We start from the raw sequence: 23,868 nt of genomic DNA on the forward strand, positions 1-23,868 counted from the left end.
ACGATGTGATAAATGATAGCTAATCATTTATCAATGAGAGATACAAGGCTCACAGTATGAGCGTTTTATATTTGGCCCAGCAACAAGTGACTTATCAATTACCGACAGCTACAATTTTAAAACGCAAAACATAGCGCTTACTCAAAATAATTTAAAAGATGCATTACTTGCATCGGGTTCAATACCACTTGTTATGCAAGGCATAAAAAATATTGCAGGCTCGCCGCAAGGAATATATCGCGACGGCGGAATTATCGATTACCACTTTGATTTAAAAATTAATAACCCAGGCTTAATTTTATATCCGCATTTTAATAGCGATCCAAAAGCAGGGTGGTTCGATAAAAATTTAAAACGTAAAGTGTCACCACTTAATTACGACAATGTAGTGATGATCACCCCATCAAAAGAATTTGTAGCAAGCTTACCCTACGGAAAAATTCCAGATAGAAACGATTTTACCGATCTTGATGCAGACACGCGTATTAAATATTGGAATATAGTTTTTAGTGAAACAGAAAGGCTAGCTGAAGCGTTTGATAAAAAGTTAAAAATGTTATTAATTTTTAAAAATAAAATATAGTTTTATTAGTTGCTATAAGAAGTCAGTTAACATAATTAATTTTAATCGTGTTAACAGACTTCTTCTATAACATTTAACCCAAGCTTTTAAAGTCGTAAGAATAGATGTAAATGGTTATTTAGATATCTCTTCAATGTACTCCTGAAGTTTATTTTCAGCATTATCCTTACCAAATAGAATTTGGCAGACTTCATGTAAACCAGGATCTGAAAGAATATCTTCTTTTCTTACAACCAGTGAAATTTTAGAACGTCGACGTAAAAAATCACTGAGTTTAGTTATCATTTCCCGCTCAGCAGCGTGTTCAATTTCCACACGTAAGTACTCCGAATTCTTAATAAGGAGTTCGCCTTTTTCAGGTGCTTCACGAATTTTTTCTAGCATGTTAATCGCATTTCTGCCGTAACGTCTCCAAAACCGCTTACTAAGTACCTCTGTAGATGTTTTAGGTGTTAAACCATCCAAATTCATTAATTTTGCACGATGCATGAACTCATTTTTAACGGTGTCGTCAGGTTCACCGTACCATTTGTAATCTTCATAAGGTAACTTAATACCTAATCCAGTGACTAAATCAGCCACTTCATCGCCTACATTAATACAATCTGTTAGTTTTCCGCCAAAGATAGAAAGATATTTTTGATCACTATTTGTATCTATAGCGTGCTTGCGTGATAATTGCACCCAGTCAGCCTTACCATTACCGTCTTTTTTAATTGCTAATGGTCTAACTCCACAGCGCTCGGCTATAATATCACTTTTTGTAATTGGCTTTTCTAACTCTAATAATTTGTTAGCATTATCAAGCACAAAGTTTCGATCCTCATCAGTCACTTGTGAGTGCGGACTATGAACTTGTGTATCGGTTGTACCAATACACGTTTTTGGGCCCATGGGGATCACAAAAAACAACCGACCATCATCTGCAAAAAACGTCAGTACTTTGTTACTGTTAGTTACCTTATCAACAATAAGGTGAATACCTTTTGAAAATACATGGTGATGTGCTGTGGTTTGACTATTTGTATTGTTAATAGGATCAACAAATGGGCCTGCTGCGTTAATAATAACTTTAGAGCGGATAGTAAACTTCTCTTTAGACATCTCGTCTACTGCATTTGTAGTCCAAATATCATTAGAGCGAGTAGAGCCCTGCGAACTTACGTAGTTAGCGGCAATACACCCATGGCTCATACTAGAGCGAATAAAATTGAAAACAAAACGAGCATCGTTATCCAATAAAAAGCTGTCTGAATATTCAAATCCAGCCTCTACATTTTTTGTGTTAATGACTGGCTCTGATGATTTTATTTTTTTTGCATTGAGGTATCTAGGAGATTTAGTAAAAAAACGTCCCATAAACCAATAGAGAATAGTACCTAAATAAACAAAGAATGCCGGAAATCTAAAGCCTTTTTGGATACTTGTAAAAAAGCGAATTTCTTTAACAGTAGAAGGATAGCTACGCATTAAATGGTTTCTACTTTTACAAAGTTTATTAACCAAATTATATTCATGACTTTCTAAATATTTTATGCCACCCCAAGCTAAATTTGATGAGTTTGAACTAGTGAAACCGGCAAAATCACCTTTGTCTATCAAGGCAACTCTAGCGCCCTTAGCGGCTAAAGCGGCAGCAGATACAGCACCGTTAATACCCCCTCCAATAATCAAAACATCATAAATATCTTGGGGAAGTTTTTTAATATTGTTGTCTCTAAGTTGACTCATTTGTTGAATTACCTATTTTAATATCAAGCTATTTAGACCAGCTCAATTAAATTTAAAGTATTAATGTCCTAAACGGTATTTATCGTGCTATCAAAACTTATACTAGGCATGCAGGTAAGTAAGTATACGAGTAATAATAAAAATACTTTCGATATTTTTATTATTTAACTCAAGATTTGTTACCCAACATTTAAGTACTTGATACAAGTAAGCCTTCAAACGAAATCAAAAATTAATTGATCTGATTAACAAGGATGACCAAGCTACTGCAGATAACTATTGTATTTTAAGACTCTGAATAGCTATAACAGTACGAAGTTATTATTTACTTCGGTTTTCTTTATATTAAAAATAACATTTAATAACGAACATTTGCAAACATTAAAGTACATAAATGAAAGTTAGTCTAGCTATATCAAACCCACCGTAAAGCAATAAAAAACTTAGGAGTTTAATTTTTTCCGCTATAGTTTTTTGACACCCCATTAAATCAATAGTTACTACGGCGTTTTGATATCCGATAAATCAAGCAAGGCTGGGCCAGTTGGAGGTATATTGTTAGCTATCTTTATTTTTCTTGATACAACAGCTATTGCCGGCTGAAAAGCGCTTGTTATATCGATTGTATGTCTCTTTGGTTTCTTATCATTAAAGCCACAAATAGTTTTACCATCTATGGCTATAACGCCAACGTTTGTTGCTATATGTGCAGCCTGTGTCCAACGTATAAAATTTTGTTGTAATATCTATCCTATTAAAAGCATGATCATTTTATCTTCTTAAATAACTCTCTACGTTAAAAATTATTAATAGCTGACAGAATAGGGGCAGGAGGGGGAGCAATACAGGAAAATGCAGAGAGCAATTGGAGATAACAACTCTATGTCATAATTTTTCTTTGTTATCGCGCTATTTCCTCAGCGCTATAATAGATCACTAATTTAATACAATAGGTATGACTTTTCAGATGATATAGGTGAATAGTACCATCTATAGTGTTGTGAACTGGAAGACTACTTTCAAATGAGACATATTTTTCAAGCAAATCAATCTCATTATTAGCAACGTATTCAATGTTTTTCATCCATCTTCGGTGCAGATCACACCTACAACGAGAATGAATAAGATAGCATGAAGCTTATATTCGACTTTAGATTGCAGTTATTCGTCGGATATTATTGAAAAATGTTCATCAAAAATTAATTGTATGGGACTTCTATTTATAAGAAACCTATTCGATCATGCTGTAGCTAAAATGGAAAGCTCATGATTTCCCCATGATGAGGGAAAATCTATTTAACTGTTATGTTAAGCTTTTACCGAGCGATATGCAGTTCGACATCGTGCTCATTGAGTAAAGTAAGTATACTTTCGGGTGGCTGAGCATCGGTAATAAAGTTATCTGCCTGTGAGATATTACCTAATTTTACCATCGCATACCGACCGAATTTAGAGTGATCTGCAGCAAGTAAAACTTTACGTGAATTTTCAATGATTGCCTGGGCTACGCGCACTTCACGATAGTCAAAATCAAGTAACGCACCATTTTCTTCTATGCCACTAATACCTATAATGCCAAAATCCATACGAAATTGTTTAATAAAATCCTCTGTGGTCTCACCAATAATCCCGCCATCTCTGTGCCTAACTTCTCCACCTGCGATAAGTACAGAAAAATCTTTCTTAACACCTAATATAGCCGCAACATTAAGATTATTAGTTACAACTTTCAAATTTTCATGACCAAGAAGTGCTTTCGCGATTGTTTCTGTTGTAGTGCCTATGTTTATAAATAAGGAAGAGCCATTAGGTATCATACGAACTACATGCTGTGCTATTTTTTGTTTAGCTTCTAAGTCCATGATTTTTCTAGTTTGATATGCTGTATTCTGAATGCTTGAAATGGCACTAGCGCCGCCATGATGACGTCTCAATTTATTTAAATTAGCAAGATAAGCCAGATCTCGTCTTATTGTTTGTGGTGTAACTTCATAATGACTTACTAGTACTTCAATAGAAATTGAATCTCTTTCTTTTAATAATTTTAGTATGGATTCGTGTCTTTGGTCTTGAGTCATTTTTTTCGCATTTTAAATTTAGTTAATAGTAAATTATAGGTTAAGAGCTAACAAATGAAAATCACATATAAATAATTATATATTAAAGTTGTATTTTTGTTGTATGTAGCAATTAATCCATGTAATAGTACAAAAACGAAAATAACCGAAAGTAAAAGTGAAAAAATAATGAATAACTATATCCTTTCAATTGATCAAGGTACGACTAGTTCTAGAAGTGTGCTATTTGATTTAAATGGTAATATTGCATACCTAGAACAACAAGAATTTGACCAGCACTTTCCAAAAGATGGTTATGTAGAACATAAACCAGAAGATATTTGGGCTTCTGTACAGCAAACAATGACAGCTGTAATGAAACACCTAGACCCTCAACACAATAAGGTTATTGCCATTGGTATTACTAACCAACGTGAAACGACAATAGTATGGGATAAAATTACTGGTGAGCCCGTTTATAACGCGATTGTATGGCAAGATAGACGTACGTCAGAGTTATGTAATGATTTAAGGGCCGCAGAAAAAGAAGAGTTAATTAGAAAAAAAACCGGCCTTTTAATAGACCCATATTTTTCTGCAACTAAAATAAATTGGATTTTAGAAAATTGTCCCGATGCTAGAGAAAAAGCAGAAAAAGGCGATTTAATCTTCGGTACTGTCGACACTTATTTATTGTGGAAATTGACAGGCGGAAAAGAGCACCGCACAGACGCAACGAATGCTTCGCGAACTATGCTCTTTAATATTCATACCCAAGAATGGGACGTGGAATTACTTGAACTTCTGAATGTGCCAATAGAGATGTTACCAGAAGTAATGGATTCATCAGATGATTTTGGTGTAACAGATGAACGCTATTTAGGTTACGAAGTACCTATTCTTGCAATGGCAGGAGACCAACAGGCAGCGTTATTTGGGCAAACTTGTTTTCAACCAGGAATGGCTAAAAGTACCTATGGTACAGGATGCTTTATGATGGTTAACACTGGCGATAAAGTACTTGAATCTGAAAATAGACTTCTCAGTACAGTAGCTTATAGATTAAATGGGAAACCAACTTATGCGCTAGAGGGGAGTATTTTTATTGCAGGTGCTGCAATTCAATGGCTTAGAGACGGTCTACAATTAATCCAAAAAGCTGAAGAAACAGAGTCACTTGCATGCAATACCTCACTAGATCACGGTATATATATGGTACCCGCTTTTACAGGATTAGGTGCTCCTTATTGGGATTCTAATGCGCGAGGTGCAATTTTTGGCTTAACCCGAGATACGGGTATAAAAGAGATCGTAACAGCTGGATTACAGTCAGTTTGTTTTCAAACTAAAGACCTTCAAAAGTCAATGGAAGCTGATGGCGTAAGACCACAGGTACTAAGAGTTGATGGCGGTATGGTAATAAATGGCTGGCTTATGCAATTTTTGTCTGATGTTTTAGGAGCCGAAGTTGACCGTTCGACCATAAGTGAAACTACTGCTTTGGGTGTAGCTTACTTAGCAGGTCTAAAAGCGGGTGTATTCCCATCACTTGAATCATTAGCGACTAACTGGAATTGCGATAAACGATTTGTTCCTAACATGACTAAATCAAAACGTGATGAATTATATGCCGGATGGTGTAATGCGGTAAAAAAAGTACAAAGCGAATAATAAGCCACTTAACTATAAAACCATAGCAACATATCTATTAAGGTTTATTAGTGGAGACTATTTTTATGATATCACTACATACTCCAAGCGTAAAAATAAATAAGTTGATACTTATTTTATGGTAATTTTCAGCTGTAAAAAAGTTTCAAAATATTCATGGCTTATACTTATGCAATAGATATCATTATTGAGGGTGGTTTTATGTTTATAATTAATAAGGAATATTAAAATGTCACCTTTCTTAGCAGAAATACTAGGAACTGCACTGCTTATTTTAATTGGGGGCGGAGTTGTAGCCAATGACATACTAAAGAAAACACTAGGCCATGGCGGCGGTTGGATGACGATTACCACTGCTTGGGGACTTGGTGTTTTTATCGGTGTGGTTGTTGCCGGTCCCTATAGTGGAGCACACCTTAACCCTGCAGTAACAATAGGCTTAGCCGTAGCTGGATCATTTCCATGGTCCGAAGTTCCAAGTTATATTTTAGCGGAATTTATTGGCGCGATGGTTGGCGCTTCGTTAGTTTATGCAGTTTATAAAGATCATTTCGATGCCACTGACGATCCCACCTTAAAACGAGCTGTTTTCTGTACATCTCCAGCTATACCAAATACGTTTAGAAATATACTTAGTGAAATAATAGGGACCTTCGTTTTATTAATTTGTGTTTTTTACTTCTCTTCAGCTGAAATTGACGATGGCTCTGGCGTAAAAATAGGCTTAGGTTCAATAGGCGCTATACCTGTTGCTTTTGTTGTTTGGGGTATTGGACTTTCTCTGGGCGGGACTACTGGATATGCAATAAATCCAGCTCGAGATTTAGGCCCGCGAATTGTACATTCTTTATTACCAATAAAAGGTAAAACTGATAGTAACTGGAGTTATTCATGGATCCCGGTAGTTGGTCCAATAATAGGGAGTGTTTTAGCAGCTTTATTATATATACTAGTTAAATAATTGAAATATAGTTATTTAATTTGACTAAAAAATGATTATACACAGACTACTTTTCTGAACACACAAAAGAAAAATATAATTTATATAAGCAATATAGTTAAATAAAAAAGGGCGTGTAGCCCTTTTTTATTTAAAGCTAAAGCTATTACCAATACAAAAATATAAATAAAAAGTATAAAAATTTATATATCGGAAGGCGGGATTATTGATTACCACTTTTAACTAAAAATTAATAATCTAGGCTTAATTTGATATCCACACTTTAATAGCGAATCGAAAGTAGGGTGGTTCGATAAAAATTTAAAACGTGAAGTATAGCCACTTAATTACGACAATGTAGTGATGCTAGCCCCATCAAAAGAATTTGTAGCAAGCTTGCCGTATGGAAAAATTCCAGACAGAAACGATTTTACCGATCTTGATGCAGACACGCGTACTAAATATTGGAATATAGTTTTTAGTGAAACTGAAAAGTTGGCTGAGGCGTTAGATAAAAATTTAGAAAATAAATCATTTAGTACCATAGATATTATGGGATAGGATTATTTATTTAGTTACTTGTTATAAATAAGAAATTAAAAAGGAGATTTTATGAAACTATACAAATATTTATCTGCTGATGCTGCTACGGCATTCTTAACAGAGCCTACACTTAGGCTAAGTCAGAACAATAGCCAGAATGATCCTTTTGAAGTTTTACCAACAGGAATAGATATAAATAAAATAAAAGATGTCAGCCAAGAGACTATAAAAATTTGTGGGAGAGAATTTAATTCGCACAGAGATATAAATCCATATTTAGATTTATATGGTTATGTGTCTTTAAGTAAAAATAAAGAAAGTATGCCAATGTGGGGTAACTATGCAACTAACAGTAAAGGTATATTAGTTGAATTTGAAGTTGATGAAGAAGATCCATTTTCTATTTTTGATATAAATAAAACTAATGATATTGAAGCCTACCTGAGTGACAATGTTATTTATAATAGAGAGCGAAGCTATAGCAAAAATATCACTACTTTATCAGATGAAGAGGTTAATAACTTTTCGAAACATTATTTCTTTAGTAAACATGAATCTTGGAAGCACGAGGAAGAATATAGATTTGCACTACCATTTACGAACTGCAATAAAGTCATAACACTTGGTAATTCAAATGAAACCAAAAATAAACTGAGCTCACTGGGTTATAAAGGTGATTTAAGAGAAAAAATCAATGATCTATCTAATGTGTTTTTTCTAGCAGGGTTTTGTGAAAATGACCTTTCAAGATGGAATTCAGTTTGGAGAAATTACGAAGCTTATCAAGTGATGTTCTTAATTAAAGTTAATCCAAGTAAAATATCTAAAATTTACTTAGGAGTAAATTCAGATGTAAAGAAAATGAAAGAAGCAATAATAGAGGGGACTAAGTTAGCATCTGGAAATAGAGGAAGGTTTTATAATAGCTATGAAAATTTTAGAAATGTCTATAAGTGTAAACTTGACAGCAATTTATTTGAATTGAAATATGAAAAACTTACGTAGAATACTTTAGCATAGAAAGATAGAACACAACCCATAAATTACGTTATGTTAAATTTGGTTGTTTATAATAAAGCGAGCGTGATTATACAAACCAGCCCGCTTTTAGGAGAGTTATGAGGGGTTAATTTAGCTCAGAATCTACCCAAAATTTAGTGCCTTTTAGTACAGCTTGTAGTGCAAGGCCATTTTCGGTTAAAGAATATACTGTAACCTGATCTGCAATAGCTTCGGCAACCAATGCACCGCCTTTATCTTCATATTTTGCTGCTGCATCTGCGTTTCCGCCAAATGCCCAACCGTGTTCAATAAATCTATTTACTGCTGCTTGGTTATGAAAAACCATAACAACATTAAAGTCTTTAACACCTAAACCTAAGCCTAAACCGGCTTCGCCCATATTCATGTAAGTTGATTTACCGGTTAGGTTATTTTTTACAACACCATAACCACCACCAAAACTGGCTAAAACAACATTGACGTTTGCGTTATCAAATACAGCGTAACCAGCCGAGTTGGCAATTTGTTTTTTAACATCGGGTTTTTGTGCATATAATTTGTCTAGTGTATTTGATTTCATGCTTTGTACTAGAGAGCGTTTTTCGCCTGGTGAAGCACTGCCCGTTGTGGCACAACCTGTAAGTAAAACACTTAATGTAATTACACTTAAAATAATAAACTTTTTCATAAACTTTCCTTAATACGACCTAGCAAAACTAAATCAGTAAAAATGTGTAAATAATTAAACTTTCACTATGTCCAATACTAGACAGTATCGGACTTTAGGGTTAAGCTGTAAGTCTATTATTTTATTGAATATTTACACATTATGCTTGTTGCTTTAGTTGATACGTTAAAACAATTAAGATACCAAATTGCTCATCTTGATGACGATACTCTTAAATCAGAATACCCAGAACTTGCATCCTTTATACAGCAAATTGGCTTGACTGTAACTGAATCAAAGGCTGATCTTAAATTTTTATACCAGTTTTTATATGTTTACGGACGAAAATCAGAAGCAACATATAGTCGTTTTCGAAATGAGCTAGAACGCTTTTATTTATGGTCTTGGTTAATTGCCGAAAAATCTGTGTTCGACTTAAAACGTGAAGATATTGAAGCCTATGTCGATTTTATGGTTGAGCCAGATAAAAAATGGGCATCAACTTCTGTACAATGGCGCTATAAGGATGAGCAAGGTATTCGCCGATTAAACCAAAATTGGCGCCCTTTTATGCAAAAAGAATCTATAGCAAGCCAGCAAACTTTGTCGGCTATGTTTACCGCATTAAATGTGTTTTTTAAATTTGCGATTTTAGAAGAACGCACATTTGCGAACTTTGTACCTGTGGTTAAAAAAAATAGCCCCTATTTAGTGGTTCAGTCTCAAATACAAATTCCTGATACTTTAAGTGATATCCAGTGGGAATATGTATTTGGTGTAACACGTGATTTATGCGAACAAAAACCAGATCTTGAGCGTAATTTATTTACCTTAGCTTGTTTAAAAGGGTTATATTTACGAATTTCTGAATTGTCAGAGCGCCCGCAGTGGTCGCCTGTTATGTCCCACTTTTGGCAAGATAATGACGGCTTTTGGTTTTTACGTATTATGGGTAAAGGCAATAAACTTCGTGATGTTACATTAAGTGACGATTTTGTTGAATATTTAAAACGCTACCGATTATACAGAGGGTTACCCGCCCTACCTCGCGTTGACGAATCAGAACCATTAGTTCATAAAATTCGGGGCCAAGGTGGAATGACCGTTAGGCAAATTAGGCGTTTAGTACAACAAAGTTTTGATTTGGCCCAACAATCTTTACTTGATGATGGTTTTAAAGATGATGCAGAACAACTTGAAGCGGCAACTGCACATTGGCTACGCCACACTGGTGCAACACACGATGCACAAACACGGCCTTTAAAACATTTATCGGAAGATTTAGGGCACTCTAAAATTGCGACAACCGATCAAATTTATATTCAAACAAATATTAAAGAGCGAGCAAAATCTGGCGTTAAAAGGAAAATTTAATGGAATACTTAGTGATAGCATTTATTGGTTTTTTATTTTTAGTTTACTCAATTTCTATTAGGCAATTAGAGCGAACAGAAATCACAGGACCTATGTTTTTTGTTTTAGGTGGAATAGCTTTAGCGTGGTTACTGCCCAATGAAGGCGACGAATTAAAAACGGGCATAGATTTTTTATTACCGTTAATAGAACTGACTTTAAGTATATTTTTATTTTCTGATGCGGCTAAATCTAAATTAAGTGTTTTAAAACATAGTTTTCAGTATCCTAGTTTATTATTGTTTGTTGCCCTACCCCTTACCTTACTTTGTGGTATTGGTGCTGGACTATTTTTATTTACAGAGTTATCACTTATTCAAACTGCATTGCTTGCAATTATTTTAACGCCGACCGATGCCGCATTGAGTAAAGGTTTATTAGCAAGTACAAATGTACCTGAAAAAATTCGAGAAGGTATAAATACTGAAAGCGGATTAAACGATGGTTTGTGCGTACCTATGTTTTTAATATTTATTTTGCTTGCTAAAAATCCTGATTCAGCAATAACAGCATCGCAAACATTAGGTGTATTTTCGCGAGAGTTAGGTTTAGCTGTATTAATAGCGGTTACATCAATTGCTTTATTTATTCCGGTATTAAATTTTGCAATGAAACGTCATTACTTTGCACAAAACACTAGTCCATTTTTACTATTAGGTTTTGCCATGGCTATTTTTTCAATAACGCAGTACTTTCATGGAAGTGGTTTTATTGCTGTATTTATTGCGGGTTTATTATTTGATAAGTTTTCAGACACGGGTGTTCGAGCAGAGCTGATTGAAGATTCTGAACATATTGCTGATTTTACATCGTTAATGATTTGGTGCCTGTTTGGTTTTGTATGTGCATATTTAGTTCTACCAAATATGAATAAAGAAATAATTATTTATGCGTTACTTAGTACTACGTTAATTAGAATAATTCCGGTTATGTTGTCGCTTCAATTTACAGCGCTTAATATAAAAGAACGTTTCACATTTGCTTGGTTTGGACCGCGAGGTTTAGCATCGATTGTTTTTACTTTAATGGTTATAGATACACAAATAGAAAATAAATACGACATTGCAACTATCGCTATGACCACTATTTTATTTAGTGTGTTTATTCATGGTATAAGTACAAAACCAATTGCAGATAGTTTTGCTAAACAATCTAAATAACTTTTATAAAAATTAGTGAATTATTTGCCGAGGTACCAACACGTTTTTCCAGCCTCAAAATTGATCACTTAATTAAGTGAATTGGTATTAATAAAAAAGGCGTTACTTATTTTTAAGTTACGCCTTTTTTTATTTTAACTTTTATTAGCTAAGTACCTGTGCGAGTAACTCTATTGGGTGCTTAGGTTTAAATTGTTCAAAGCGTTTAACTTGGCTGCGGCACGAAAACCCGGTAGATAAAAGTTGATCTGGTTTATTTTTATCTACAATTGGTTTCCAACTCATTTCGTAAAGTGTACGAGAGTTTTCTTGGTTTTGTGCTTCGTGGCCGTATGTACCGGCCATTCCGCAACACCCGGTATTTGTTGTGTTTAGTGTTAAACCAATATCAGTAAAAATAGTTTTCCAAACACTTGCCGCTTTTGGTAATGCCGTTGTTTCTGTACAGTGGCTAAGCAATGTAAATTCTGTATCTTGCTTTTTCTTTGCACTTAACGATTTGAAAGATTGAGTTTGTAGCCATTCATGTGCAAGTTGTACATGAAAATCACCGCGATTACTTTCTAAAATTGTGTTGTACTCATCGCGATAACACATAACTAACGATGCATCTAAACCAACCAGTGGCGCATTTATATCACTGAGTTTATTTAAAAACTCGGCGGCATTTTTTGCTGTTACTTTAAACTCGTGTAAAAAACCTTTAACATGCTGTGCTTTACCATTTGGTTTAAAGGGTAATAGCATAGGTTTTTTACCCAGTGCAGTTATAAGCGTTATAAAACTTTGTACTAATTCAGCTTCATAAAAACTGGTAAAGGGGTCTTGCACAATTAACACATAATTATTTTGCTCTTCACCTGAAAGTGAATCTAATAATTCAAAATTAAATTTATGCGCTTTGGCTACACGTTTATCAAGTGATGGAATACTTAATTGTGGTGTATCTACATAGCCAACCGTTTTTTTAATTAACCCACTTACTAAATTGGTTTTTACAACAGGATTAATTACTCGTGCAAATTTTGACATAAGCGGAGCCGAGGTTTCTATGTTCCCAACTAAATAATCTTTAAGTGGACGAGCGTAATAACTATGGTAATAATTTAAAAAGCGCGCTCTAAAAGTTGGCACATCTACTTTTATTGGGCACGAAGTTGTACACGCTTTACATGCTAAACATTCATCCATAGATTCTTTTACTTCGTGAGAAAAATCGTAAACTCCTTTGTTTTTTTCTCGGCTATGAACAAAGCGTTCCCACCAGGTAATAACTTCACCTTTATTAAGTTCTTTTTCTACTTCCAGTAAATCTACATTTTTAGACTCTTGAAGTCGTAACCATTCGCGCATTAATGTTGCGCGCCCTTTTGGTGAATGCTTACGATCGCCGGTTACTTTATACGACGGACACATAGGTGAATTTTCGTCGTAGTTAAAGCATATTCCGTTACCATTACAGGTCATGGCGTTATTAAAACTGGTTTTTACATCGATCGATATTTGCTTATCAAAGTAAGAACGTTTTTGACTATCTACACTTACAAGTGAGTCTTCACTTTGAATGGGTGTACATATTTTACCTGGGTTGATTCTGTTATTAGGATCGAATGCAGTTTTTATTTTACGAAGTTGGTTAAATAAATGTTCGCCAAAAAATTCAGGGCCATATTCGCTGCGATAACCTTTACCGTGCTCGCCCCACATTAACCCGCCATATTTTGCTGTGAGTTTTACAACGTCATCAGAAATTGTACGCAGTAGTTTTTCTTGTTCTGGATCGCACATATCAAGTGCTGGGCGTACGTGTAAAACGCCGGCATCAACATGGCCAAACATACCATATTGTAAATTATGGCTATCGAGTAATGCTCTAAATTCTACAATATAATCGGCTAGGTTTTCTGGCGGTACTGCGGTGTCTTCGGCAAAGGCCAATGGCTTTTGGCTGCCTTTAACATTACCAAGCAAACCGACTGACTTTTTACGCATTGCGTAAATTTTTAAAATATCGCTTTTATCGTTGGTTAACTGATAACCAATTACACCGTTGGTTTGATTTGCTACGCACTCATCTAACAATGTACAAAGTGTGTTAACTTTGTCTTTTATGTCGTCGGGCGATACTGCATTAAACTCAACCATGTTGAGCCCTTGCATATCTTTATTTGGTACGTCGGCTATTAAGTCCGATACTGAATGCCAAATTATATCTTCGCGCGCTAAATTTAATACTTTGCTGTCGACTGTTTCAACAGATGTTGCGCGTGCATCTACCAAAAAAGGTGAATGACGAAGTGCAGAATCAAAACTATCGTACTTAATATTTATAAGTGTTTTAAATTCGGCTATGGGTGTTAAGTTTAATTTTGCCTCAGTGACTATACCTAATGAGCCTTCTGATCCGGTAATTAGCCTGCTCATATCAAAAGTTTGTAAGTCATCACTTAGCACATGCTCTAGGTCGTAGCCGGTTAAAAAGCGATTTAAACGCGGAAACTTCTCTAAAATAGCATCGCGCTGCGTAATAGAAATATCTAATACTGTTTTGTATAAGCTGCCTATAAGTGAGTCTTGCTCGGCGATAACTTTTGCTTTTTGTATGTCGATTGGCGAGGTAACCATAGGTGTGCCATCAACTAAATACGTAGTTAAGCCTAAAACATGATTACTGGTTTTACCGTAAACTAGTGACCCTTGGCCTGATGCATCGGTGCTGATCATTCCGCCAATAGTTGCACGATTACTAGTAGATAAGTCGGGTGAAAAGAAAAAACCATAGGGTTTTAAAAAGTCGTTTAATTGATCTTTTATTACACCTGTTTGTACTCTTACCCAACCTTCTTCTACGTTAATTTCGAGAATTTCTCGCATATAACGTGATAAATCAACAACAATACCAGGCGTTAGTGACTGCCCGTTTGTACCCGTACCGCCACCACGCGGGCCAAAAGTAAGCGACAAAAATGGGTCGCGAGATGCGGTTTGCAAAGCGAGTTGAATGTCTTTTTCGGTTTTAGGAAAAATAACACCTTGCGGAATTTGCTGATAAATACTGTTATCGGTAGAGGCAGTTAAACGCGTTGCATAGCTTGCATCGGTGTCTCCGCTAAAACCTTGATTTTTAATAGTACTTAAGTAATTTGCGACAAGTTCGGTCGCTGCATCTTGCTGTGTAATTGTTGCTATCATGACGGCGATAATTTAAGGCATTTGTGTAATTATATCATGGTGATGGCTAATAGAAATTGAAGATTTTACAGTTTGTAACACTCTTTTTGTCGTATTTTGAGGTTCTGTATTTATAATCAAGTTAAACCAATGTGTAGAGGTTTATATGAAAAAATTACTATTACAGATCATAGGTGTTTTGTTTATTTTGCTTGGGTTGTTTTTTGCAATCGTGCCAGGCCCGTCGCTGATATTTTTTATGGCGGGATTACTGTGCTTTTCTTTTTACTATCCAAAAGCGAGGCATTATTTAAAACTATGCCAAAAAGCCTTAACTAAATCGTGTAATTATTTAGATAAAAAATTAGCACGCTAAATTATGCCACATACAAAAATGCCAGCTATTAAGCTGGCATTTTTATTAGTAACGAATAAACGCGATTATTTAGCAAGTTTGTCTGCTAGGTATAACCAAGTTTCTAGTACTGTATCTGGGTTTAGTGAAACAGAATCAATGCCCTGCTCTACTAACCATGCTGCAAAGTCTTCATGATCTGAAGGACCTTGGCCACAAATACCTACGTATTTACCTTTTTCTTTAGCTGTTTTAATAGCCATTGAAAGTAGCTTTTTAATAGCAGGGTTACGCTCATCAAATAAATGTGCGATTAAACCTGAATCACGGTCTAAACCAAGTGTTAGCTGAGTTAAATCGTTAGAGCCGATAGAAAATCCATCGAACATATCTAAAAATTCATCTGCAAGTAATGCATTTGAAGGAAGCTCACACATCATTATTACTTTAAGACCATTTTCGCCACGTTTAAGGCCATGCTCTTCTAGTAATTCGATTACACGTTTACCTTCTTCGAGGGTACGTACGAATGGGATCATGATTTCGATGTTGGTCATATCCATGGTGTTTCTTACACGTTTTATAGCTTCACACTCAAGGGCAAAACAATCACGGAAGTCTTCAGAGATATAACGTGCAGCACCACGAAAACCAATCATTGGGTTTTCTTCTTCTGGTTCGTACTGCTCACCACCTACTAAGTTTGCGTATTCGTTTGATTTAAAATCAGACATACGCACAATTACACGCTCTGGTGCAAAGGCACAACCAAGTGTAGAAATACCTTCTACTAACTTAGAGATATAAAATTCTACAGGTGATTCGTAACCGGCAATAATTTCGGTAATTTCTGCTTGTAGAGCGGGTGTTTGCGCATCAAAGTTTAAAAGTGCTTTAGGGTGCACACCAATCATGCGGTTAATAACAAACTCAACACGGGCAAGGCCAACACCTGCATGCGGTAAACGTGCAAAATCGAATGCACGATCGGGGTTACCCACGTTCATCATAACTTTCATTGGTAGTTCTGGCATTTTATCAACACGCGACGTTAGTATTTCAAAGTCTAAAATACCTTCGTAGATGTAGCCTGTATCGCCTTCAGCACATGAGACTGTTACTTCTTGACCCGCTTTGATTAAATCGGTTGCATTACCACAACCAACCACTGCTGGAATACCTAATTCACGTGCAATAATTGCAGCATGACACGTACGACCGCCACGATTTGTAACAATGGCTGCAGCACGCTTCATGATTGGTTCCCAATCTGGGTCGGTCATGTCGGTCACTAAAATGTCACCTTCTTGTACTTGATCCATTTCTTTAATTGAATCGAGTACGCGTACAACACCGCTACCAATTTTGTGACCAATTGCACGGCCTTCAACAATTACGTTGCTAGTACCGTTTAATTGAAAACGTTCCATTACGTTTGCGTCTTCGTTTGAGCGCACGGTTTCTGGACGCGCTTGAACTATATATAGTTTGCCGTCGTTACCGTCTTTTGCCCATTCGATGTCCATAGGACGACCGTAATGTTTTTCGATGATTACAGCTTGTTTGGCAAGATCTTGCACTTCTTCATCTGTAATCGAAAATTTGTTTGAAAGCGCTGGGTCTACATCAACGATGTCTACTTGTTTACCGTGCGCTTTATCTTCTGAGTAAATCATTTGAATGGCTTTAGAACCAATGTTACGACGTACTACTGAAGGTTTGTTTTTTAGTAATGTTGGTTTATGAACATAAAATTCATCAGGGTTTACTGCGCCCTGTACAACCATTTCACCTAAGCCATAGCTTGATGTAACAAATACAACGTCTTCAAAACCAGACTCTGTATCAATACTAAACATTACGCCAGATGCTGATTTATCTGAACGTACCATGCGCTGTATACCTGCCGATAACGCTACACCACGGTGATCGTAACCTTGGTGAACACGATATGAGGTTGCGCGGTCATTAAATAATGAAGCAAATACGTGTTTAATAGCGACCATGACTGAATCGATACCGACAACGTTAAGGAAAGTTTCTTGTTGGCCTGCGAATGATGCATCTGGCATATCTTCAGCGGTAGCTGATGAACGTACTGCAAATGAAACATCTACTGCAGTATCGCCATGGAGTTGGCTATATGCGTCGCGAATGGCTTGATCTAGGTTTGGTTGGAATGGTGTGTCGATTATCCATTGGCGGATATCGGCACCGACTTTAGCGAGTGTATTTACATCATCAACATCAAGTGTATCTAGGATGTCATGAATTTTGGCGGTGAGTCCTGATTGATCTAGAAACTCATTAAAAGCATCTGCGGTAGTTGCAAAACCACCCGGTACTTGTACACCTGCGTTTGCGAGGTTTGAAATCATTTCGCCAAGTGACGCGTTTTTACCGCCAACTCGAGGAACATCTTGCATACCAAGCTCTTGATACCAGAGAACGTATTCTTGCACGGATCTTTCTCCAAAAAAAACAAATTGTAGGTCTAACTGTGAGAGTTAAGAAAGAAAACCTTTTATAAAGGTCGTCATCATTCTACACTGGCAATAGTCCTCACGTAAACCGTGGGAAACCCATTTTAGGGATTTAAACGCAATAAAAAGGTTAATTATGAGAACTGCTTTTTATATATCAGATGGAACAGCAATTACTTCAGAGGTATTTGGGCATGCGACTTTGTCGTTGTTTCCTATCGATTTTAATCATAAAACAATTCCATTTGTAGAAACTGAAGAAAAAGCGCACGAAATTAAAGCTTTAATTAATGCAACCGCTGCAAAAACAGGTGAAAAGCCTTTCGTGTTTTTTACTTTTGTGAATCACAATTTAAGTGAAATTATAAAATCGGCTGATGCAGTTACGTATGATTTTTTAACTACGTATAGCGAAAAAATAGAAAAAGAACTCAATGTAGCCCCTGTTCCAAAAATGCATCGTACGCATTCTATCCACGAAAAAAGTTATGATTTTAGAATTGATGCGGTTAACTATGCGCTTATGAATGATGATGGCGGAAATATTAAAAACTTTTCCGAGGCAGACATCATTTTAATTGGCGTTAGCAGAAGTGGTAAAACCCCGACAAGCTTATACTTAGCGCTGCAGTACGGCATTAAAGCGGCTAACTACCCTATTACAGAAGAAGATTTAGATAATGAAGGTTTGCCTAAATGTTTAGTCCCTTATAAACATAAGTTATTTGGGCTCACGATTGACCCTGAGAGGCTTGCGGCTATAAGGCATCGACGTATGGCTAACTCTAAGTATGCCTCAATTAAACAGTGTCGTATTGAGGTGCGCGAAGTAGAAATGTTGTATAAGCGTCACAAAATAGCTTACTTTAATTCTACGCATCATTCTGTTGAAGAAATTTCTGCAAAAATACTGATAGAGACAGACTTGGAGCGACGTAAGTATTAACATAGTCATCAAATTTGAAATAAAAAAAACCGCAACTAAGCGGTTTTTTTGTATCAATAAATATTATTTACGTGCGTCTTTTAGTAAATCAGCGACTAAAAAGCCTAACTCTAATACTTGGTCGGCGTTAAGGCGTGGATCACACTGCGTTTTGTAACGCTGCGCTAGGTCATCGTCAGATAAACCGTAAGCACCGCCTGTACATTCTGTTACGTGCTGACCTGTCATTTCTAGGTGAACACCACCTGCGTATGAACCTTCAGCTTTGTGTACAGCGAAGAACTGACTGATCTCGCGCATGATATTATCGAAGTTACGCGTTTTGTAACCTGAAGTCGCTTTTTCAGTATTACCGTGCATTGGATCTGAGCTCCAAATTACTTTACGGCCTTCTTGTTGAACTCTTCTTACTAGTGCTGGGAGTTTTTCTGGCAGTACGTCTGCACCCATACGCGTAATTAGCGTTAAACGACCAGGAATATTATCTGGGTTTAATGCGTCAATTAAACGAATTAGGTCGTCAGGGTCCATACCTGGGCCAACTTTAACACCAATTGGGTTTTTAATGCCTTTAAAGAATTCAATATGTGCATGGTCTAGTTGGCGTGTACGTTCACCAATCCAAACAAAGTGAGCAGAACAATCGTACCAGTCACCCGATAAATGGTCGCGACGTGTTAGTGCCTCTTCGTAACCAAGTAGTAAAGCTTCGTGAGAAGTGTATAAATCGGTTTCTTTTAAGCTTGGCGCAATTGTAGAGTTAATTCCGCACACTTCCATAAACTCTAGTGCGTCTTGAATTTTATCTGCAAGTTGTTGGTATTTTTCTTTAAGTGGATTTGCAGCAACAAAGCCCATGTTCCAGCGGTTAACCTGGTGAAGATCGGCTAGGCCACCTTGTGCAAATGCACGTAATAAGTTTAACGTAGCAGCACTATGATGGTATGCAGTCATTAAACGTTGTGGGTCTGGAATGCGCGCTTCTTCTGTAAACTCAATATTATTAATAATGTCGCCACGGTAAGATGGTAAAGACACGCCATTAATTGTTTCTAAGTCTGCTGAACGAGGTTTAGCGTATTGACCAGCCATACGCGCTATTTTAACTACTGGGCATTTACCGCCATAAGTCAATACAACAGCCATTTGTAAAATTGTTTTGAATGTATCGCGAATATTAGCGGCATTAAAATCGCTAAACGACTCGGCACAGTCACCACCTTGAAGTAAAAATGCACGACCTTCGCACACGTCTTCAAGTTGTTTGAATAGGCTTCTTGTTTCTTCGGCAAAAACTAGAGGCGGAGCCGTTTTTAATTGGCCTTCTACTGATTTAAGTATTTCTTGATCTGGGTACTGTGGCTGCTGCAGTATTGGCAGCTCTCTCCAGCTATTTGGGTTCCACGATGACATAATTTTTCCTCATTCCTACATTACCTGATAAGAAGAAATTAACGTATGCAGACCCCTATGTTCAAGGACTAAATTCACTATTTTCCAATTATTTAGTTATGAGTTAAGTATAAAAGTAATTTTACTTAACTCAGGTGATTATATAACAATCACTTTAGTTTTATTTTAAATAAACTAAAGTGATTAAAAACATACAATTAGAGTTAATTAGTTTCAATTTTAACACATTGAGAATAAATAAAGCACAAGGGTATATTATATGTATTTTACTTAAGAACACATCATACTTAAATTGCATCAAATGTAATCTTAACTTTACGCGCTAAATTAATTATTAACTAACAAGGACTATGTGCAGGCCTAAATATATGATATGTCATTTTGTGTTGCTCATTTATATGTACTTTAAGCCTAGTAGAATAACGCTGTTGATTATTCTCATGCCAGAATATACTTACAACTGACACAAGGTTAATCTGCTGATTCACCCCTCATCTTCTCACCCTGCCGTCAGCGTTATTTAGCAAGTTGTGATAACTAAAAACTTAACTGCCAGTGATGCCTTAAATGGCTCTCATGTAAAAAGCATGTATGACATTCTAAGGTTTTGGATGATAGACCCATAGTTAAAACACGTTATAATATTAATCACTAATTAGAGAAACAACCAAAACTAACACTATTATTTTGAATACAACCGCACCAAGTTCATTTTACATTCCTCATTTATTACACTACATGGGCAATTAAGCTCTAAGCGAACTAACTCTTTAATCAATAAAACAGTACTAAATTACAGGAATAAGTAGAACTATCCATCCTAGAAAAGAACACATCATACTCATACTTCTTTTAATATTATCTGATCAACGAGTATTATTTTTTAAAAAGTTTACTCAATGCAAAGTCCGTGCAATAATATGAAATTAGTAAGATGTGTTCTTTAAGGTGTGCCGTGGTTACTAAAGTGCAAATTAGGAGTCAGTTTGATTTAATGAACGAATTAACTTTAAGGTTAATTGAAGAATTAAACGAATGTGAGTTTTCCAGAGCAGAGTACTATCAGTTACCTGATGTAAGTAATTTAGATGAAAATAAGGTTCCTGAGTCCATACTTGTCTCTAAAATAACTGGAGCGCCGGCTCAAAAGGCAATTTTAAACTCCTTTTCTGACATTTATAAAAAATCGGGCTTAAGCAGTCGCGTGTTAAAAAGGCACCCTGGTTTACTTGTTATTAAAAATGCAGATAAACAAGCTTTAAATAATCGTATAGCACAGGTTAACAAAGCTAAAGCTAGTTTCAAAGAGTGTATATTGGCAATTGATAATAACGATGCCCGATTTGAGGCTGTTCATAATGCAATACCAAATTTAATAACACTTGCTGCTTATCGTAAGATTCACAGTGAGAGTGAATCACCATTTTCTGTTAGGTTTACTTGGATGCACAAGCACGCAACTAAAACGTTGACTAAAAAAATGGCCCTCGAAATGCTCGACAAATCGGCCTGTTATCGAAATCCAAGAATGATAGATCAGCAAAAATGGCAATCACTTGTAGCTCAAGAACAATTACGGGTTGCTAGTTTAGGTGAAAAGGAAAAATTAAGAATTCGTCGCCCTACTCGCGTAAGCCCTCAAGTTAATGTGAGATACACAGCACAAAACCGCTATCATGTGAGCGCCGCATTACCATTTATTCTAATTAATCCAGAACCAGACGTTAAACTAGGTATCTTACCTGATTATAAAAAACCCGAAGCTCATCCTCGAAAACGTGAGTATGATTTTTTAGTTGATAGGCTATATTTAGAACAAGTTGACCGATAGCTATTATGTTAAAAAGGCCACAATATGTGGCCTTTTTAGTAAATATGTACAGTATTTAAATAACGTTTATTATTTTTCTACTATCTCTTCTATTTTATCTTCATCAATTAACACTGCATTTTCAACAATACGTTTACCGCCTTGAATCTCAATGCGTTTGTTGTGTTTGTTCAATGTAAGTATTTCATCGCAAAACTGATCAGACGGGTGCATTTCGTATGTGTAATCAATAATGTTACCATTTTTGTCATCTTTGACGTTTGTAATGCTGTATTCTGATATAGCACCTTTTTCAATCAAATCTTTCATTGTGGTGGTCATATCACGACGAAGCGCTTTTAATTTATTTTCCGTAATATCATCAGTTGAATAAATAGATCCGTATTTTTCCATAATAGAAAGTAATCTAAAATGATAAGTTTTACCTGGAGCTGCATAACGCCAAAGGTGATACAAACGAAGCATCATCCAACGCGACAATCCCCGTTTTAATTCTTGTGCACTATTAAAGTAATACCCTTTGTATTCAAGGTTATCAATCATGTTATGAACAAACGCATTTAAGCAGGCCACACACTTTACATTGCCACCTTGACCTTTTTTGCCACTAAAGTGAAGTGACGATAAAAAGTTCATATTTGACTCGTAAAACGAATCATCTATATCGGAGTTTTTAGTATCGGTTGCTGAATATTTAAATGAAAGTTTAGAACCTTGCAATGCTTCAAGTGACTCTTTAATAGCAGGATATGGCATTGACTGCCCTACCGCTTTGAGCTCTTGCGCTAATTCGTTCATAGAAAAAACAACCGCGTATTGAATACCGGACTTAAAATTAATTTTTACTATTTTGCCTTTAGAAGCTAAACGAATAAGTGCTCGTTCTACTTTTTCTTCTCTGTCCGATGGCCAAACAAGATACTCAATATCTTCGCCATCTTTACGAGTACTGACAACAGCAGGGGTAATTTTTATCTCACCATCGTATAAAATACCATCAACTTTCTCCGATATTTTACGCGTAATGATTGTTTTTTTAGGCGCTTCTTCAAGTGGCAATTTTTTATAGCCAGAGCGAACAAAACGGCCCCACAAATCATAATGATTAAACGTGTTTGAATATGCACGTAAACCATGAGCTGCATTTTCAATAGAAATTCGCACGTCTTTGTTGTCTGTAAATAGTGCTAAACTTTCGTTATCAATTGCACTTTCCACCCCGTGGATTTGGCCCCTGAGTGTATCGGGCAAATTATCTACCGAGATGTTGACCTTTCGGCTCATTGTTCTTATTTCCATTTTTATTGCGACATCTAATAACAACACATTAAACAACAAAAGTTAAATGTTTAAGTTAGTATAAAAGTGATCTGACTTTAAATAAAACGTTTAGATCACTATTATACTAAGTAATGTACATAACTTGCGATTTCAGATCATATTTTTACTAACTGGGTCATCACAAATCTGTTTTTTACTAACTCAGCTGTTATTTTGTCCATCACAATGGCTTTATTTTAAAATTTAGCACGACAAATTCACAATAAAATTAATATCCCTGTGGATAAAGGCTTATCGAGTTAGCATAGATCTGATCTGTACCAAGTACAGATCAGATCCATACTAATTAAACGAACCTATTGACGCTAAGGTTAGTGCATAACTTTATAATTTACTTAGTAAAAAGTTGATCTCAAGGGCTCTTTTTGTTCATAACCTTATGCGCAACCTGTGGGTAACTTGATTTAAAAAATAAGGCTTAGTAAAAAGCTGATCTGCAGGTAGATAAAGATCTGATCTTAACCAAGTATAACGCTGATCTGCTTTTTTTTATATTGTTTATATTAATCATAATGTTATGTGTTAATTTTAGGCCCTTAACCTTTACTACCTTATATATTT

The 23,868-nt window shown here is 35.9% G+C and carries 15 protein-coding genes and 2 pseudogenes; 10 read left to right on the plus strand and 7 right to left on the minus strand.

What is annotated here, in order from left to right; translation table 11 throughout:
* Nucleotides 1-37 precede the first annotated feature (37 nt).
* Nucleotides 38-583, plus strand: a pseudogene (locus GQR53_RS11170) (patatin-like phospholipase family protein); the annotation flags it as partial.
* A 114-nt stretch (nucleotides 584-697) separates the two neighbouring features.
* On the opposite strand, the gene GQR53_RS11175 reads toward GQR53_RS11170, so the two are convergent.
* Nucleotides 698-2,314 carry a glycerol-3-phosphate dehydrogenase/oxidase gene (locus GQR53_RS11175; protein WP_024605636.1) on the minus strand — a complete coding sequence of 539 codons (1,617 nt, stop codon included), beginning with the start codon at nucleotides 2,312-2,314 and terminating at the stop codon, nucleotides 698-700.
* 1,316 nt (nucleotides 2,315-3,630) lie between these two features.
* Complete coding sequence (locus GQR53_RS11180) at nucleotides 3,631-4,392, minus strand: DeoR/GlpR family transcriptional regulator (protein WP_165743954.1); 762 nt, start codon at nucleotides 4,390-4,392, stop codon at nucleotides 3,631-3,633.
* Between the two features lie 168 nt (nucleotides 4,393-4,560).
* Here GQR53_RS11180 and glpK point away from each other — a divergent pair, with 168 nt between their 5' ends.
* From glpK to GQR53_RS11200, 4 genes and pseudogenes are all read left to right on the plus strand, one after another.
* Entirely contained in the window at nucleotides 4,561-6,042 is a 1,482-nt protein-coding gene (gene glpK / locus GQR53_RS11185; RefSeq protein ID WP_165743955.1) for a glycerol kinase GlpK, read from the plus strand.
* A gap of 229 nt (nucleotides 6,043-6,271) precedes the next feature.
* The gene (locus GQR53_RS11190) at nucleotides 6,272-7,003 is read left to right on the plus strand and encodes an MIP/aquaporin family protein (RefSeq protein WP_002963131.1); all 732 of its coding nucleotides are present in this window, start codon (nucleotides 6,272-6,274) and stop codon (nucleotides 7,001-7,003) included.
* 180 nt (nucleotides 7,004-7,183) lie between these two features.
* Nucleotides 7,184-7,543: pseudogene (locus GQR53_RS11195) on the plus strand (patatin-like phospholipase family protein); the annotation flags it as partial.
* A 51-nt stretch (nucleotides 7,544-7,594) separates the two neighbouring features.
* Complete coding sequence (locus GQR53_RS11200) at nucleotides 7,595-8,530, plus strand: DUF2971 domain-containing protein (protein WP_002962140.1); 936 nt, start codon at nucleotides 7,595-7,597, stop codon at nucleotides 8,528-8,530.
* A 121-nt stretch (nucleotides 8,531-8,651) separates the two neighbouring features.
* Here the strand turns inward: GQR53_RS11200 and GQR53_RS11205 are convergent, their stop codons facing one another.
* Nucleotides 8,652-9,215: a YSC84-related protein gene (locus GQR53_RS11205; protein ID WP_058550353.1), complete on the minus strand. Its 564-nt coding sequence runs from the start codon at nucleotides 9,213-9,215 to the stop codon at nucleotides 8,652-8,654.
* A 141-nt stretch (nucleotides 9,216-9,356) separates the two neighbouring features.
* Between GQR53_RS11205 and GQR53_RS11210 the strand changes: the two genes are divergently transcribed.
* Together GQR53_RS11210 and GQR53_RS11215 are read left to right on the plus strand one after the other, a co-directional pair.
* Nucleotides 9,357-10,568, plus strand: a complete 1,212-nt coding sequence (locus tag GQR53_RS11210) for a tyrosine-type recombinase/integrase (RefSeq protein ID WP_165743956.1) — start codon at nucleotides 9,357-9,359, stop codon at nucleotides 10,566-10,568.
* Nucleotides 10,568-11,767, plus strand: coding sequence for a cation:proton antiporter (locus tag GQR53_RS11215; protein WP_165743957.1), 1,200 nt, complete (start codon nucleotides 10,568-10,570; stop codon nucleotides 11,765-11,767). Before GQR53_RS11210 ends, GQR53_RS11215 begins: the two co-directional genes overlap by 1 nt.
* A 144-nt stretch (nucleotides 11,768-11,911) precedes the next feature.
* On the opposite strand, the gene GQR53_RS11220 is transcribed toward GQR53_RS11215, so the two are convergent.
* Nucleotides 11,912-14,959 (minus strand): FAD-binding and (Fe-S)-binding domain-containing protein, encoded by a 3,048-nt coding sequence (locus GQR53_RS11220; RefSeq protein ID WP_165743958.1) that lies wholly within the window; start codon nucleotides 14,957-14,959, stop codon nucleotides 11,912-11,914.
* A 145-nt stretch (nucleotides 14,960-15,104) separates the two neighbouring features.
* Between GQR53_RS11220 and GQR53_RS11225 the strand changes: the two genes are divergently transcribed.
* Nucleotides 15,105-15,314, plus strand: a complete 210-nt coding sequence (locus GQR53_RS11225) for a PGPGW domain-containing protein (RefSeq protein ID WP_089349815.1) — start codon at nucleotides 15,105-15,107, stop codon at nucleotides 15,312-15,314.
* Nucleotides 15,315-15,379: 65 nt separating this feature from the next.
* Here the strand turns inward: GQR53_RS11225 and ppsA are convergent, their stop codons facing one another.
* Nucleotides 15,380-17,755 (minus strand): phosphoenolpyruvate synthase, encoded by a 2,376-nt coding sequence (gene ppsA, locus GQR53_RS11230; RefSeq protein ID WP_165743959.1) that lies wholly within the window; start codon nucleotides 17,753-17,755, stop codon nucleotides 15,380-15,382.
* A 157-nt stretch (nucleotides 17,756-17,912) separates the two neighbouring features.
* Here ppsA and GQR53_RS11235 point away from each other — a divergent pair, with 157 nt between their 5' ends.
* Nucleotides 17,913-18,722: a pyruvate, water dikinase regulatory protein gene (locus GQR53_RS11235; RefSeq protein ID WP_007583184.1), complete on the plus strand. Its 810-nt coding sequence runs from the start codon at nucleotides 17,913-17,915 to the stop codon at nucleotides 18,720-18,722.
* Between the two features lie 63 nt (nucleotides 18,723-18,785).
* On the opposite strand, the gene GQR53_RS11240 is transcribed toward GQR53_RS11235, so the two are convergent.
* Entirely contained in the window at nucleotides 18,786-20,135 is a 1,350-nt protein-coding gene (locus GQR53_RS11240) for a 3-deoxy-7-phosphoheptulonate synthase class II (RefSeq protein WP_024596521.1), read from the minus strand.
* A gap of 955 nt (nucleotides 20,136-21,090) precedes the next feature.
* Here GQR53_RS11240 and GQR53_RS11245 point away from each other — a divergent pair.
* The gene (locus tag GQR53_RS11245) at nucleotides 21,091-21,966 is read left to right on the plus strand and encodes a DNA replication terminus site-binding protein (RefSeq protein WP_165743960.1); all 876 of its coding nucleotides are present in this window, start codon (nucleotides 21,091-21,093) and stop codon (nucleotides 21,964-21,966) included.
* A gap of 69 nt (nucleotides 21,967-22,035) precedes the next feature.
* On the opposite strand, the gene GQR53_RS11250 is transcribed toward GQR53_RS11245, so the two are convergent.
* Nucleotides 22,036-23,250: a replication protein A gene (locus GQR53_RS11250; protein ID WP_165743961.1), complete on the minus strand. Its 1,215-nt coding sequence runs from the start codon at nucleotides 23,248-23,250 to the stop codon at nucleotides 22,036-22,038.
* Nucleotides 23,251-23,868: the final 618 nt, after the last annotated feature.

Origin of the sequence: Pseudoalteromonas sp. Z9A6, assembly GCF_011378805.1 — a bacterium.
GTDB lineage: Bacteria > Pseudomonadota > Gammaproteobacteria > Enterobacterales > Alteromonadaceae > Pseudoalteromonas > Pseudoalteromonas distincta.

Bases quoted from the DNA above. Each gene is read 5' to 3' on its own strand.
- GQR53_RS11175 (WP_024605636.1), bottom strand. From the start codon at position 2,314: ATGAGTCAACTTAGAGACAACAATATTAAAAAACTTCCCCAAGATATT.
- GQR53_RS11180 (WP_165743954.1), bottom strand. From the start codon at position 4,392: ATGACTCAAGACCAAAGACACGAATCCATACTAAAATTATTAAAAGAA.
- glpK (WP_165743955.1), top strand. From the start codon at position 4,561: ATGAATAACTATATCCTTTCAATTGATCAAGGTACGACTAGTTCTAGA.
- GQR53_RS11190 (WP_002963131.1), top strand. From the start codon at position 6,272: ATGTCACCTTTCTTAGCAGAAATACTAGGAACTGCACTGCTTATTTTA.
- GQR53_RS11200 (WP_002962140.1), top strand. From the start codon at position 7,595: ATGAAACTATACAAATATTTATCTGCTGATGCTGCTACGGCATTCTTA.
- GQR53_RS11205 (WP_058550353.1), bottom strand. From the start codon at position 9,215: ATGAAAAAGTTTATTATTTTAAGTGTAATTACATTAAGTGTTTTACTT.
- GQR53_RS11210 (WP_165743956.1), top strand. From the start codon at position 9,357: ATGCTTGTTGCTTTAGTTGATACGTTAAAACAATTAAGATACCAAATT.
- GQR53_RS11215 (WP_165743957.1), top strand. From the start codon at position 10,568: ATGGAATACTTAGTGATAGCATTTATTGGTTTTTTATTTTTAGTTTAC.
- GQR53_RS11220 (WP_165743958.1), bottom strand. From the start codon at position 14,959: ATGATAGCAACAATTACACAGCAAGATGCAGCGACCGAACTTGTCGCA.
- GQR53_RS11225 (WP_089349815.1), top strand. From the start codon at position 15,105: ATGAAAAAATTACTATTACAGATCATAGGTGTTTTGTTTATTTTGCTT.
- GQR53_RS11235 (WP_007583184.1), top strand. From the start codon at position 17,913: ATGAGAACTGCTTTTTATATATCAGATGGAACAGCAATTACTTCAGAG.
- GQR53_RS11240 (WP_024596521.1), bottom strand. From the start codon at position 20,135: ATGTCATCGTGGAACCCAAATAGCTGGAGAGAGCTGCCAATACTGCAG.
- GQR53_RS11250 (WP_165743961.1), bottom strand. From the start codon at position 23,250: ATGAGCCGAAAGGTCAACATCTCGGTAGATAATTTGCCCGATACACTC.